12 protein-coding genes are annotated in these 14386 nt (G+C 39.4%); 11 read left to right on the top strand and 1 reads right to left on the bottom strand.

The window, feature by feature from the left end:
- The first annotated feature begins 49 nt into the window (after positions 1-49).
- The 9 genes from LKE05_RS12405 to asnB all read left to right on the top strand — a co-directional run bounded on the left by LKE05_RS12405 (position 50) and on the right by asnB (position 10480).
- Positions 50-1876: an ABC transporter ATP-binding protein gene (locus LKE05_RS12405; protein ID WP_308457047.1), complete on the top strand. Its 1827-nt coding sequence runs from the start codon at positions 50-52 to the stop codon at positions 1874-1876.
- Positions 1877-1914: 38 nt separating this feature from the next.
- Positions 1915-4056, top strand: coding sequence for a GAP1-N2 domain-containing protein (locus LKE05_RS12400; RefSeq protein WP_308457046.1), 2142 nt, complete (start codon positions 1915-1917; stop codon positions 4054-4056).
- A gap of 8 nt (positions 4057-4064) precedes the next feature.
- The gene (locus tag LKE05_RS12395) at positions 4065-4907 is read left to right on the top strand and encodes a hypothetical protein (RefSeq protein WP_308457045.1); all 843 of its coding nucleotides are present in this window, start codon (positions 4065-4067) and stop codon (positions 4905-4907) included.
- 81 nt (positions 4908-4988) lie between these two features.
- Entirely contained in the window at positions 4989-5978 is a 990-nt protein-coding gene (locus LKE05_RS12390; RefSeq protein ID WP_308457044.1) for a polysaccharide biosynthesis protein, read from the top strand.
- Between the two features lie 12 nt (positions 5979-5990).
- Complete coding sequence (locus LKE05_RS12385; RefSeq protein ID WP_308457043.1) at positions 5991-6956, top strand: S-layer homology domain-containing protein; 966 nt, start codon at positions 5991-5993, stop codon at positions 6954-6956.
- A 218-nt stretch (positions 6957-7174) separates the two neighbouring features.
- Positions 7175-7630, top strand: coding sequence for a DUF1294 domain-containing protein (locus LKE05_RS12380; RefSeq protein ID WP_022230913.1), 456 nt, complete (start codon positions 7175-7177; stop codon positions 7628-7630).
- A gap of 69 nt (positions 7631-7699) precedes the next feature.
- A complete protein-coding gene (locus tag LKE05_RS12375; RefSeq protein ID WP_022230914.1) occupies positions 7700-8077 on the top strand; it encodes a BMC domain-containing protein in 378 nt (125 codons plus the stop codon).
- The gene (locus LKE05_RS12370; RefSeq protein ID WP_022230915.1) at positions 8074-8541 is read left to right on the top strand and encodes a EutP/PduV family microcompartment system protein; all 468 of its coding nucleotides are present in this window, start codon (positions 8074-8076) and stop codon (positions 8539-8541) included. The genes LKE05_RS12375 and LKE05_RS12370 overlap by 4 nt, the downstream gene beginning before the upstream one ends.
- An 85-nt stretch (positions 8542-8626) precedes the next feature.
- On the top strand, positions 8627-10480 hold the full coding sequence (asnB, locus tag LKE05_RS12365; protein WP_308457042.1) for an asparagine synthase (glutamine-hydrolyzing): 1854 nt from the start codon (positions 8627-8629) through the stop codon (positions 10478-10480).
- A 36-nt stretch (positions 10481-10516) separates the two neighbouring features.
- Here asnB and LKE05_RS12360 read toward each other — a convergent pair whose 3' ends face one another.
- Positions 10517-11155, bottom strand: coding sequence for a single-stranded DNA-binding protein (locus LKE05_RS12360; RefSeq protein WP_308457041.1), 639 nt, complete (start codon positions 11153-11155; stop codon positions 10517-10519).
- Between the two features lie 211 nt (positions 11156-11366).
- On the opposite strand from LKE05_RS12360, the gene LKE05_RS12355 reads away from it, so the two are divergent.
- Both LKE05_RS12355 and LKE05_RS12350 read left to right on the top strand, forming a co-directional pair.
- Complete coding sequence (locus LKE05_RS12355) at positions 11367-11552, top strand: hypothetical protein (protein WP_117968601.1); 186 nt, start codon at positions 11367-11369, stop codon at positions 11550-11552.
- A gap of 21 nt (positions 11553-11573) precedes the next feature.
- Positions 11574-14216 (top strand): valine--tRNA ligase, encoded by a 2643-nt coding sequence (locus tag LKE05_RS12350; protein WP_308457040.1) that lies wholly within the window; start codon positions 11574-11576, stop codon positions 14214-14216.
- Positions 14217-14386 lie beyond the last annotated feature (170 nt).

Raw genomic sequence — 14386 nt, 5'->3', positions numbered from 1 at the left:
ACGATAAGAAATGTATTGACTATGTGGGCAGAAAGGCTATGGAAGTAAAATGCCTCCAATGGGACCACCGAACAGGAACAGAAATCAGAAAAAACAGAAACCTAAAAATACAAAGGCGACTGCAAAAAGACTGTTTTCGTATTTGGAACAGGAAAAGCATAAAATTGCGGCGGCATTTGTGTGTGTTTTGGTAAGTTCTGCGTCAACATTGTGCGGCTCGTATCTTTTAAGACCGATTATTAACGGACTTATAGATTCGACCAAAACATCTCAGCAGAAAATCACTTCGCTTATGGCAGGACTTGCACTTATGGCAGTGGTTTATGTACTCGGTGTCGGTGCAACATATTTGCAGGGACGTATTATGATCAGCGTTTCACAGGGTACTCTGAAACGTATCAGAGAGCATTTGTTCCGTAAGGTGCAGAAACTTCCTGTCAGATATTTTGACACAAACCCTACGGGTGACATAATGAGCCGTTTTACTAATGACGTTGATATTATCGGCGAAATGCTTAATTCGACTCTTGTACAGATTTTCTCGGGTACGATAACTTTAATCGGTACACTTGCACTTATGCTTTACACAAACTGGGTGCTTGCGGTTGTGACGATTGTAGTATCACCGATTATTGCAAAAATCGGAACTGCCATAGCCGGTAAATCGCGAAAATATTTTATGAAACAACAAACCGACTTGGGTAAAGTAAACGGTTATATCGAAGAAACCGTTACAGGTCAAAAGGTTGTTAAGGTATTTAATTATGAAGAAAATGTCGTAAATGAATTTTCCGAGCTTAATCAAAGTCTTAGAAATTCACAGGTTAAGGCACAGTTTATAAGCGGAATTATGGGGCCTTGTATGAACGCAATGAGCCAGGTCAACTACACATTGACAGCTTGTGTCGGCTCGATAATAGCTTTCGCGTCACGTTGGGGCGGAGGTGTTCCGTTTTCCGCACTTGACATAGGCGGTCTTACTGTTTTCGTAAACTATTCAAGACAGTTTTCAAGACCTATAAACGAACTTGCACAGCAGGTTACAAATATTATGTCGGCACTTGCCGGTGCGGAACGTGTATTTAACGTTATGGACGAGGCAGAAGAAATAGATGAAGGTAAAAAACTTGTACTTAATAAAGTACACGGTGACGTCTTGGTTGAGGGTGTGACATTTGGATATAATCCCGATAAAACAATTTTGAAAGATGTTTCTGTTTTCGCCCACCCGGGACAGAAAATAGCACTTGTCGGTTCAACAGGTGCGGGTAAAACAACAATAACCAACTTGATTACACGTTTTTATAACATTGATGAAGGAAAAATCACTATTGACGGTGTTGACATTAAGGATATAAGCCTTGAATGTTTAAGAGAAAACATCGCGATGGTTTTACAAGATACACATTTGTTTACAGGCACGATTTTGGAAAATATTCGTTACGGCAGACTTTCGGCTACCGATGAAGAAGTTCGACAGGCGGCGAAAACTTCTTGTGCGGATATGTTCATAAAAAATATGCCTGAAGGCTATGATACAATGCTAAAGGGGGACGGTTCAAACCTTTCACAAGGTCAGCGTCAGCTTTTGAATATTGCGCGAGCCGCTTTGTCAAAAGCACCGATACTTGTGCTTGACGAGGCAACAAGCTCCGTCGATACAAGAACGGAAAAGCATATCAATGAGGGTATGGACGCTCTTATGGAGGACAGAACCACGTTTGTTATAGCACACAGACTGTCTACAATTCGTAATGCGGACGCGATTATGGTACTTGAAAACGGTGAGATTATCGAAAGAGGTACTCACGAAGAACTGCTTAAAAAGAAAGGCAGATACTTTGAATTGTATACGGGACTCAAAGAACTTGATTAATTTATGCTATATGGCATAGAAAGGAATGGTCAGATAAAATGAAGGTATATCAGTTAATCTATACCTCTGTACAGCATAGCCTGTCCGATCCCGAACTTGGACTTGTCAATCAGTCGGGGCTGAGAGTGTTTTCATGCACACAGGGACTTACAAAGCAAAATATTGATGAAACAATAAGATTTGCTACTTACAGACTTCCGAAAAACAATGAAATTAAATATACACAGACACCTTGCGATCCGACAGTGCCTGAACTGTTTCCGAAAATTTTCAGAACGTTCAGACTTTCAGACGGAAGATATGTTGCAATGCAGATTTCTTATGCCGGTTATGATTTTGACGGTCAACCGGGCAATGTGTTTGCTCATGCATTTATATTTGATGATGTTGACGAAAACTTTTTGCCGGAAAGATATATCGGACATAAGCGTTACAGAACGCATCTTACCGAAAAGGATTTGAACGGTCAGATTGTTCATTATTTGAAACCGCTTGATAATATCGCACCGTCTGAAGGTGTCGAAAATAAGGTTATCAACTTTATCGGCGAACATAAGTATGAATTGACTTATGTTTTAGACAGAGCGACAAGACTTCTGACTTCAGATGATATTAAAAATATATGTATCGCGGCAAATGACGCGGAAACGGTGCAGATGTATTTGCTTGCATTAAAGTGGATTTTACCAATCAGTCTTTCCGAAAACACAGGTATTTCAACGTATAACGTGTACTTACCGTCGGATAAACAAAAACAGATTGTGTTCCACGGAACTATAAAACAGCATAATAATATAACAGGTCAAGCCATTGAGGCGAGAAAAAATTGTATCTATATTGATATAGAAAATACAAAATTTCCGCATAGTGCAAAGTCAATGCTGTTGGGATTTGACATTGATGAACTTCGTGAAATATACAGAAAATATCATTTCACGTCAATGACACAACTGCTTGACTGGCAGGCAACTTGGGAAAATACGACCAAAACGGGTATAGGCGGAAAACTTATTAAGCTAAAAAAATCGGCAGGCGACAATGCTTTCAAAACACGTGTGCTTGAACTTTATCCGGCTATAAACGACCTTAATATGAAAAACGTAAAATTTGAACTTTCAAAGATTATGTTTGACAATATTGAATTGTTCCCGAACGAAAAAGAACGCGTGACGGAAATTTATATGGGTCAATGTATCGAAAAACTTTGCAAAGGCGAGAATGTTGAATTTGTAAATCCTTTGGGCAATGGAGAAAACGCAAAAGAACAGGCAAATGCGATAAGAGCAAAGCTTTCGATTTATATGAATTTTGTTCGTGAAAATATAGACGATATTTCAGATAAGAATAAAACCGAACTGCTTGGACTGTTCGGAAGTATAAAGCATATGGCAGAGGTTGACACCTGGAAATCGTTGTTTACAAATAAAGAAGATTTAAAATTATTCGTGCTTTTGGCATCACAGATTGTCATAACAGGTACGGGACTTAACGCCTTTACACAGGTAAAGGGTTGGGAAAAGTCCGATTTGGCAGAATTGGTTGCATATTTTGAATCTTCGACAAAAGATCCGTTCTTAAAGAAAAGCTGTATAAAGTATATATACAACAATAACTTGGATTGGTCTAAGTACGGTATTTCAAAAACACTTCATGCGAAAACAAAAGGCGAAAGAGAACAGGATTTGCAGAAAATCAGACGTATGCTTTCAAAGGTCGGATATATACCGTATCAGCGTGCGACATATACGAGCTTGAAACCTGAAGTTACGGACGATATAAGAAATAATAATTCACCGCTTTTGATTTCAAGACTGCTTTATGCGGTTTATCGTTGGCAGGGAACTTACGGCAATCAGATGAAAGCCGAAAAGTGTGCAAACAGAGTCAGAAAACTGCTTTTGGAAATGAGAAAAACGCAGACTTCGTGCTTTAATTTTATGATTCCTAAATTGGCACTTGAAATAATTGAGTCACCGGGACATTATCACGAAGTTATGATTAATACGGAAACAATGCCTCCGAGCTTTTGGAATTGGTTCTTAATCGGCTATAACAAGAGCAAGGAAGATGAGGATAAAATGCTTGCGTATACGAGAGTATACAGTGCAAGTAAAGCGAAAATGTCGAGAATTCCGGCAAAGAAAAAAATGCGTGAAACTTTTAAAGACGTAGTTGAATAGGAGAGATTATGATGAATATAAAAAAGAAAATTATGGTAATATTTGCAACCGGTATTATGGCATTTTCAGCATCACCATTCGTATTGGCGGCAACTCCGGCACCTGCAAACAACACTCAACAGGCAGAACAAGTTGACACAACCAAGCAAGATACGGCTAATCAAAATAACACAGCCAATCAAAATACACAGGCACAAATTCCGGCAGCCGGAAATGTACAGACTCAAACGGACACTTCAACACAAGTTTCAAATAAGAAATACTTGTCAAAGGGATGGGCTGTATTTTGGTTTATATTCACTATTATAATCAATGCAATTATCAGCTTTTGGATTGGAAACAGATTTTACAAACTTTCAAAGAAAGATAATCACCTTTCATTTGAAATCAGAGCATTGAGAAAAGATATTGAAGAAAAATTCGTAAACAACGTAGGCGGTTTTTCAGAACAAGAAGTTGATATTAAGAATTTAAACGAAAGTCTTGCACTTGATGATGAAGGATTAAAGCCGACTGCAAAACAGCCTGTACTTAATGAAGTCAGTGCGGAAGAAGAAGCACGTTTCAGAAGATGGGAAGAGGCTCAGTCTAAACCGAGAAAAGAAAGAGTAAAGCCTAAATCAGTATTAAAAGAAGAATTTGACGAAGAACTTGACGACGTTAAGAAGATAAAGAGAAAGAATTATCAGCCTAAACGTAATCCGAGCGAAGATTTCGAGGATGAGAAAGAAAACGAAAAATCAGAAAGTGTCGATATGGACGCTACAAGAGAAATCAAGCTAAAGGGCGAGGGCGTAAAATCAAAAGCCAAAGAACTTTTGGGTGATATATTCCCGTTTAAAGAGGACTAAAATAAAGTAGGCAAGCCGTGGCTTGTTTATTGTCAAAAAGACAGTCGTAGGACAGTCTTTTTTGAAAAGAAAGGTACTGTTATGGATTTAAAAGATGTTCAGCCATATATAGAGGACAAAGTCTGTATGGTTACTGGCGGCGGAGGTTCAATCGGCAGTGAAATAGTGCGTTCACTGTCAAAACTCAATGCGGAAAAAATCGTAATTGTCGATATATACGAAAACGGTGCGTACAGTGTAAAATGTGAAGTCGGCGACAAGGTGACGGTTGAAATTGCGTCTGTTCGCGATTATGAGAAAATGGACTGCATTATGAATAAATATCGTCCCGATATTGTATTTCACGCGGCGGCACATAAGCACGTTCCTTTTATGGAGCTTAGTCCCGAGGAGGCTGTCAAAAACAATGTAAAGGGTACAGAAATGGTTGCCGATTTAGCCGAAAAATATAACGCGGACAATTTTGTGCTTATTTCAACGGATAAGGCGGTTGAGCCGATAAGCGTGATGGGTGCAAGTAAGCGTTGTTGTGAAATGTATGTGTATGAAAAGTCGCTGAAATCAAAACACACTAAGTTTTCAGCGGTGCGTTTCGGAAATGTTTTAAATTCCAACGGTTCTGTTATTCCGTTGTTTAAAAAACAAATCGAAAACGGAGTTGTGACGGTGACGGATAAGGACGTTACGCGATTTTTTATGACTATACCGCAGGCAGTTGAGCTTGTTCTTATGTCAATGACGATTGCGAATGGCGGCGAAATTTTTGTGTTTGATATGGGCGGAGCGGTGAGAATACTTGACGTTGCGGAAAAAGTTATAAAAGACGGTGGAAAAGTGCCGTACAAAGATGTAAAAATTGAGTTTACAGGTCTGAGAAAAGGGGATAAACTTCACGAAAAACTGTTTTTTGACTTTGAACAACCGCAAAAAACACGCTATAAAAAAATATTGCGTGTAAATGGCAGCAGTATAGAAAATTTTGCGGAAATGCTTGATAAGCTGTACGAAAAAGCCTATAAAAACGACAGTGACGGAGTTCGTGAAATTATAATGAAAATGACAAACAGTTAAGGGGGAAGAGTTATGAAAAAATTGCTTTGTATTATAGGTATCATATTTGCGACAATGATGTCAACAACGGCATTTGCCGAAATGTTTTCTTTTCAGAGCGTTTTGGGAGTGAATGATATATCCGATATTCAAAGCGCGGTTATAGTGGGAGATAACGGAAAATGTGCGGATATTGAACAGGAAGATTTACAACAGTGGCTTAATGTGTATTGGAATTTTCAGGGCTATGAGCCTGTGATTTTACCGCAGTCGAATAACGGCTATTATTATATTAAGCTATGGAACAAGGATAAAACAAAATCTTATGTTGTGAATGCAAATTCGGGTATATTAGTAGGAAGATACGGTGAACCGAGCAAATCTCACGGAGAGGTTAAGGAAAATTATTTGTGGTATTTTCCGTATATAGGAAATGCAAGAAATGCGTTATATACGGAAAATTCAATATTGCAAACCAAATATTTATATGAAGGATATAACTTGCGTGATGTTACATCTGATGATGTGGCGGTTGTGCCTGAAGACAATATATTTTCATCAGACGGTGCGAGCGATTGGGCGAAAGAAGAAATGCAAAAGGCAGCGGCTTGTAATTTACTGCCGATAGATTTTACAAATGAATATACAAGAAGTATAACAAGAAAAGAATTTTGTGATTTGATTTATCGTCTTACCGCAACGGAATTTAATCCGATTGCCGACTCAAGAAAAGGTCAACAGGACGCAATAAAGCATGTTATCGCAGAAAGACAGCTTGAAGATAAAATCAGCGAAGTTTCATATTCCGATTGTGATGATGAAAAAATTAAATTTTTGTCGGGTGCAGGGATAATTTACGGTATGGACGACGGAACTTTTGCACCCGATGATAATATTACCCGTGAACAGGCGGCGGCTATTCTTTACAGAACGGCTGGATTTTTGGGAAACAAGACGATTGTCGAGCCGAATGGTACGACATTTGATATGGAAAATTAATTTCTGATTGGGCGAGAGTGTCTGTTTCGATTATGAATTCAATGAAGATTATGGAAGGAGTTTCTGATACTGAATTTGCTCCGAAAGTCAACTACACCGTTGAACAGGCTATTGCAACAATGGTAAGACTTTATAATTGTTATTAAAAACGGTGTTGCAAAAATGAAAGAGTTGTTGTAAAATACATTAATAACTATGTAATTTGGGAGAGGGTTTAATTGGATATACATGAGGCATTGCAAACCGCCGGACAGTATATTTATATAGGTTTTCGTGCATTGCTTGAGGGGCTGCAAAAGCTGTTCGGAATGTTGGCAGATTGGTTTCAAAGTCTGCCATGGCCGAATGCGATAAAGCTTTTCAGCAACGATACGGCTAATAAATATTTGTTTTTCGGTATTGCAATATACTTGCTTTTGATGAATATATGGGCATTCGCACTGTTCGGTGCGGATAAATCAAATGCAAAGAGAAAACAGAGAAGAATAAAAGAAAGTAAATTGATGAAAGTATGCTTTTTCGGCGGTGCGACAGGCGGTATTATCGGTATGAATGTGTTCCGTCACAAGACGCTGAAAAAGAAATTTTCGGTCGGTATACCGATTTTGTTCGTATTACAGCTTATTTTAAACAGTTTCATACTCGGATTTTTGGGATTTTGGACGTTTTTCTAAAAGGACTGGAATTTTCAAAGAAAGTGTGATATAATAAAATAAGAATTTGTCGGAAAGGAAGATACGGCAGTGGAATTGAAAGATATTTTATCGACAGACGATAAATTGAGAATTATACAGGAACTTGTACCGGGTAAACAAATTACCCTTGCACACGTTATCGCAAGTCCCGACCCTATTTTATACACGAAGCTTGGACTTAATCCCGAAATTGACTTCGGAAGAAGTGCAATAGGAATACTTACAATGAGTCCTGCGGAAACGGCGATTATAGCGGCAGACTTGGCTACAAAAACATCAAATGTTGATTTAAGCTTTGTTGACCGTTTCAGCGGTACGCTTATAATTACCGGTATGGTTGCGGACGTTGAAACGTCACTTCGTGCAATTATGGACTATGCCGAAAGAACTCTTAAATTTACTGTTTGCGAGATAACAAAAACATGAAGAAGATAATACTTATCGGTAGAAGTGAGTGCGGTAAAACCACGCTTACACAGGCACTTAAAGGCGAAAAAATACATTACCATAAGACGCAGTATGTCAACAGATTTGATGTTATAATCGATACGCCTGGTGAGTACATACAAACCAAAAACTTGGGAAATGCGATTGCAATGTATACGTTTGAGGCGGACGTTGTGGGACTTTTGATGAGTTCGAGAGAGCCGTATTCATTGTATCCGCCATGCGTAACACCGCTTTGTAACAGACCTGTTATCGGAATAGTTACACAGATAAACAGTGACGGTGCCGATCCCGACAGAGCGGAAAGCTGGTTAAGACTTGCCGGTTGCGAAACGATTTTCAGAGTTGATTCAAAAACGGGTGAGGGCGTTTGGAAAATAATTGATTATTTGCGTGAGGACGGCGATGTATTGCCGTGGGACGAAGAAGAAATGAGCAGATAGACGAAAATGTCTATCTGTTTTTTCTTGCACAAAATTTTGCAATTTGCATATGATATAGCATAATATCGAATGGGAGGCAGAGGATATGTGCGGAATATGCGGATTTATAAATTTTAAGACAAACCTTGTCAAGAACGAACGAGAAAATCTTGCTGTTGCTCACCGTATGGCAGAAAAACTGCGTCACAGAGGTCCGGACTCTTGGGGAGAATGGGTTGGCGAACACGCAGTGTTTGCTCATAGCCGTTTGGCGGTTATAGACGTTGAAAACGGACTTCAGCCGATGAAACGTACAGTCGAGGGACACGAATTTGTGATTACATATAACGGTGAACTTTATAACACGAACGACATAAGAAACGATTTGAAATCTCACGGATACGAATTTACCACTGCATCGGATACGGAGGTGCTATTGTATGCCTACATACATTACGGCGAAAAATGTGCCGAAATGCTGAACGGCATATATGCGTTTGTTATCTGGGATTCTATGCGACAAAGAATTTTTGCTTGTCGTGACAGATTCGGCGTAAAACCGTTTTTCTATACACAGAAAAATGATGTGACGGTGTTTGCGTCCGAACTGAAATCACTGTTTGAATATCCGGACGTATCGGCAGTGCTTGATAAAACGGGACTTTGTGAACTGTTTGCGCTAAGTCCCGCAAGAACACAGGGTGTCGGTGTGTTCAAAGATGTAAGAGAACTTCGACCGGCAAGATATATGATAATCAACCGTCACGGAATGACAATAAAGAAATATTGGTCGCTTGTGAGCGGTGAGCATAAAGACAGTTACGAGGAAACGATAGAAAAGGTGCGTTCGCTTGTGTATGATTCGGTGAAAAGACAGCTTATTTCAGATGTGCCTATTGCAACATTTCTGTCGGGCGGACTTGATTCGAGTATTATAACCGCAATCGGTGCTATGGAAATGAAGAAAAAAGGCGAAAGAATTTCAACGTATTCGTTTGATTACGAGGATAATAATAAGTATTTCAAAGCGTCGCATTTTCAGCCGGACAGTGATACGAAATGGGTGCCGAGAATGGTGGAGGCATTTAATACAAACCATACATATCTTGTTTGCCCGAATAACGTGCTTACGGAGCTTTTGGAGGAGGCACTTTTGGCGAAAGATTTACCGGGTATGGCAGACGTAGACGCGTCACTGCTGTATTTCTGTCGTGAGGTGAAGAAAAATCATACAGTTGTGCTTTCCGGCGAATGTTCGGACGAAATATTCGGCGGTTATCCATGGTTTAGGGAGAAGAAAGCGTTTGAAACACACGGTTTCCCATGGTGCTATGATTTGTCGATAAGAAATAATATTTTGCTTGACAGTGTTCGTGAAACTTTGGATATAGACAATTATTCGCGTATGCGATATGAAGAAAGTATTGCGGAAGTGCCGATTTTTGACGGCGATAATGATGAGGAAAAACGCAGACGTGAAATTTCGTATCTGAATATAAATTGGTTTATGACGAATTTGCTTGACAGAAAGGACAGAATGAGTATGGCAAGCGGACTGGAAGTGCGTGTGCCGTTCTGCGACCATAGACTTGTCGAGTACGTTTGGAATATACCTTGGGAAATGAAAAATCGTGACAATGTTTCTAAAAATGTATTGCGTGAAGCGGCAAAGGGAATCTTGCCTGAAGATGTACGTCTAAGACGTAAAAGTCCGTATCCGAAAACGCATAATCCGCATTATGAGGAGGCGGTTAAGACGTTGCTTGACGGTATTATATCCGATCCGAATGCACCTATTTTGGCACTTTGCGATAAAACTAAATTAATGTCACTTTTGGACGGCGGTTCGTCAGATTACGGTAAGCCGTTTTTCGGTCAGCTTATGGCAGGACCGCAGTTTATAGGATATATTGTGCAGATGAATTATTTGCTTAGAGATTATAAAGTGAGAATACTGTAAAAACAAAGAGCAGACTTTTTTGTCTGCTCTTTGTTTTTATTCCTCTTTTTCTTCTTTTTCAACAAGCTCCATACGATTGATAGATACCTCGTATGCGGTTTTGGTGATTGTTTCTTCTTCGCTGATACGTTTTTGATATGTTCGTGACTGAATACGTCCCCATATTTTTACGTTATCGCCGACGTGAAGATTTTTTGCAAAGCGAGCATTGCGTCCCCATGCAATAATCGGTATGTAGTCGGATTTGTTGTAACTTCTGTTTACCGCAAGCAGAATATCCGTAATTTCACGACCGAACGGAGTTGTGCGGTAAACGGGTTCTTTACAGATAAATCCGTTTAGGAAAAGTGTGTTTGGATTTTTGCTTTCTTCTTCGTCAAAGTGGCAGATGTCTTTTGCAAACACCGTAAGAACAAGACGATTGTCACCGCTTTCGTAACTGTTATAGGAACGGAATTGACCTGTCACCTCAATCATATCGCCGATACAGTATTCACCGTCCATTATAAGTCTTTCAGATACCATAACTCTGACATTATCCGACGCACCGCTTAAACGAGGTACTTTAACGGTAAATGTATAGAATTTTTCGGCGTAAATTTCGTGGTTGAATACAAATTCGTCCTCAATAGTTCCTATGATTATTGCCTGATTGTTTGATAAGTTGTTATCCATGTGTAGAAAACCTCCTCTGCTGTAATTAAATGCTCTTTATCATCAAGTTATATTTATTCGGATATGTCCGCTTTTATGCTTACTAATTAATTATGCTACATATTTTCTTATATTATACAAGTTTGACCTTGACAAAAATACATTAAAATGCGATAATAATTAAATGGAGTATTTTTTCTTCTGAGTATAAATTGAAAGGGTGTGAGTATTTTTGATTATTAAAATAACGGCTTTTATTATCGGTCTTATAGCGATAGTTCTTACTTTCAAAGCTGAACTGATACTTGAAAAAGTTTTCAAAAAAGAGCCGACCCAAGGGTTGGTTCTGCGAGTCAAATACATTGCACTTGCTTTAGCGGTAATTGCCTTTATGGCGGTATTTATATTAGGAAGATAAAATTAAAAGGAGTTAGTATAAATGGAAGATGCAAAGAATATAGCAAAAAATTATAATCCGGCTGAATTTGAGGATAAGCTGTATAATGAGTGGGTAGAAAAGGGATATTTCCACGCAGAAGTGGATAAAAACAAGAAACCTTTTACAATCGTTATCCCGCCTCCAAATGTAACAGGTCAACTTCATATGGGACACGCACTTGACGAAACACTTCAGGATATTCTTATCAGATACAAGAGAATGCAAGGTTACAGTGCGTTATGGATTCCGGGTACAGACCACGCCGGTATAGCAACACAAATTAAGGTTGAAGAAAATCTTCGCGTAAACGAAGGACTTACCCGTTACGATTTGGGACGTGAAAAGTTCCTTGAAAGAGTATGGGATTGGAAAAAGCAGTACGGCGGAAGAATTATAAATCAGTTGAAGAAAATCGGTTCTTCATGTGACTGGGACAGGGAACGTTTTACTATGGACGAGGGCTGCAGTAAGGCGGTTAAAGAAGTATTCGTAAATCTATATAATAAGGGACTTATTTATCAAGGCTCAAGAATTATAAACTGGTGTCCGCATTGTATAACGGCTCTTTCTGATGCGGAAGTTGAACACGCCGAGCAGGCAGGTCACTTCTGGCACATCAAGTATCCTATAAAGGATAGTGACGATTACGTTATAATCGCAACAACACGTCCGGAAACATTGTTTGGCGATACAGCCGTTGCGGTTAATCCTGAGGATGAAAGATATAAGGATTTAGTAGGTAAAATGCTTGTTCTTCCGCTTGTCGGACGTGAAATTCCTGTTATTGCGGACGAATATGTTGATAAAGAATTTGGTACAGGTTGTGTTAAAATCACTCCTGCACACGACCCTAACGACTTTGAAGTCGGTCAACGTCACAACCTTGCACAAATTAAGGTTATGAATGATGACGCAACGATGAATTCATATGCCGGCAAGTATGAGGGTATGGACAGATATGAGTGTCGTAAGGCAATGATTAAGGACCTTGAGGACGAAGGACTTCTTGTAAAGGTTGAGGATCACAGCCATAACGTAGGTCAGTGTTACCGTTGCGGTACAACTGTTGAGCCTATCGTTTCAAAGCAGTGGTTTGTAAAAATGAAGCCTCTTGCACAGCCTGCTATTGATGCAGTTAAGAACGGCGATACACAGTTTGTTCCCGAACATTTTGAAAAGGTGTATTTCCACTGGCTTGAAAATATTCGTGATTGGTGTATTTCACGTCAGCTTTGGTGGGGACACAGAATACCTGCTTTCTATTGTGACGATTGCGGCGAAATTGTTGTTACAAAAGAGGACAGTGCAGTTTGCCCTAAGTGCGGCAAGGAAATGCGTCAAGACCCTGATACTCTTGATACTTGGTTCTCATCGGCATTGTGGCCGTTCTCAACACTTGGCTGGCCTGATAAGACAGAAGAACTTGATTACTTCTATCCGACAAGCGTGCTTGTAACGGGTTACGATATAATTCCGTTCTGGGTAATGAGAATGATGTTCTCGGCACTTGAACACACAGGTGAAGTACCGTTTAAGCATGTGTTCATTCACGGTCTTGTTCGTGACAGCCAGGGCAGAAAAATGAGTAAGTCGCTTGGTAACGGTATCGATCCGCTTGAAATTGTTGACCAATACGGTGCGGACGCATTGCGTTTCACTCTTGCAACAGGTAATGCACCGGGTAACGATATGCGTTTCTATATTGAACGTGTTGAGGCGAGCCGTAACTTTGCAAATAAGATTTGGAATGCGTCAAGATTTACTCTTATGAACCTTGATGTAACTGAAAATAAATTACCTGATTTGAACGATTTACAGCTTGAGGATAAATGGATACTTTCAAAGTATAATGACGTTGTTAAGTCGGTTACTGAAAATCTTGATAAGTTTGAACTTGGTATCGCACTTTCAAACTTGTACGATTTCATTTGGGAGAACTTCTGTGACTGGTATATCGAGCTTGTAAAGCCGAGATTGTTCGATAAGGAAAATCCGACAGGTAAGACGGCGCAGTATGTATTGACATACGTACTTTCAAATACAATGAAGTTACTTCACCCGTTTATGCCGTTTATTACTGAAGAAATTTGGCAGCATCTACCTCATGAGGGCGAAAGCATTATGATAAGTGAGTGGCCTGAATATGACGAAAAACTTAACTTCCCTAAGGACGTTGAGAGTATGGAACTTATTATGCAGTCAATCAGTGCTATCAGAAACAGAAGAGCTGAAATGAATGTTCCGCCGTCAAAGAAAGCAAAGGTTATTATCGTAACTGATAAAACTGACGTGTTCAAACAGGGTACAGCATTCTTTGAAAAACTTGCGTCTGCAAGCGAGGCTGTTGTTCAGACGGATAAGAGCGGTATCAGCGATAATGCAGTAAACGTGGTTGTTCCGTCAGCGGAAGTATTCTTGCCGCTTGATGAACTTGTTGATAAGACAAAGGAACTTGAAAGACTTAATGCGGAAAAGAAAAAGCTTGAGGGCGAAATTAAACGTGTAGAAGGCAAACTTAATAATGCCGGTTTCGTTTCAAAAGCACCTCAAAAGGTCGTTGACGAAGAAAAAGCTAAGGGCGAAAAGTATAAAGAAATGCTTGAAAAAGTCCTTGAAAATATTAAGTCAATGGAAAATATGTAATTCTAAAAGCAAGCCGATTTTTCGGCTTGCTTTTTGTATGTTTGTGAAATAGCGGGTAAATTGGAGAAAGTGTGAAAAAAGAGCTTATTCATTTTTTGATGTGACCCCCAAAAGTTAGACTTTTTATAGCGTAGTAGTTTTAACGACTGCTACGCTATTTTTATGCAGCC

This window comes from Hominilimicola fabiformis (genome assembly GCF_020687385.1).
Lineage (GTDB): Bacteria > Bacillota > Clostridia > UBA1381 > UBA1381 > Hominilimicola > Hominilimicola fabiformis.
Note: the sequence above shows the minus strand (reverse complement) of the source record. Positions and strands in the feature narration are given on the sequence as shown.

Excerpts from the sequence above, each read along its gene's own strand:
- LKE05_RS12400 (WP_308457046.1), top strand. The coding sequence starts at position 1,915 with ATGAAGGTATATCAGTTAATCTATACCTCTGTACAGCATAGCCTGTCC.
- asnB (WP_308457042.1), top strand. The coding sequence starts at position 8,627 with ATGTGCGGAATATGCGGATTTATAAATTTTAAGACAAACCTTGTCAAG.
- LKE05_RS12390 (WP_308457044.1), top strand. The coding sequence starts at position 4,989 with ATGGATTTAAAAGATGTTCAGCCATATATAGAGGACAAAGTCTGTATG.
- LKE05_RS12395 (WP_308457045.1), top strand. The coding sequence starts at position 4,065 with ATGATGAATATAAAAAAGAAAATTATGGTAATATTTGCAACCGGTATT.
- LKE05_RS12360 (WP_308457041.1), bottom strand. The coding sequence starts at position 11,155 with ATGGATAACAACTTATCAAACAATCAGGCAATAATCATAGGAACTATT.
- LKE05_RS12350 (WP_308457040.1), top strand. The coding sequence starts at position 11,574 with ATGGAAGATGCAAAGAATATAGCAAAAAATTATAATCCGGCTGAATTT.
- LKE05_RS12385 (WP_308457043.1), top strand. The coding sequence starts at position 5,991 with ATGAAAAAATTGCTTTGTATTATAGGTATCATATTTGCGACAATGATG.
- LKE05_RS12405 (WP_308457047.1), top strand. The coding sequence starts at position 50 with ATGCCTCCAATGGGACCACCGAACAGGAACAGAAATCAGAAAAAACAG.
- LKE05_RS12370 (WP_022230915.1), top strand. The coding sequence starts at position 8,074 with ATGAAGAAGATAATACTTATCGGTAGAAGTGAGTGCGGTAAAACCACG.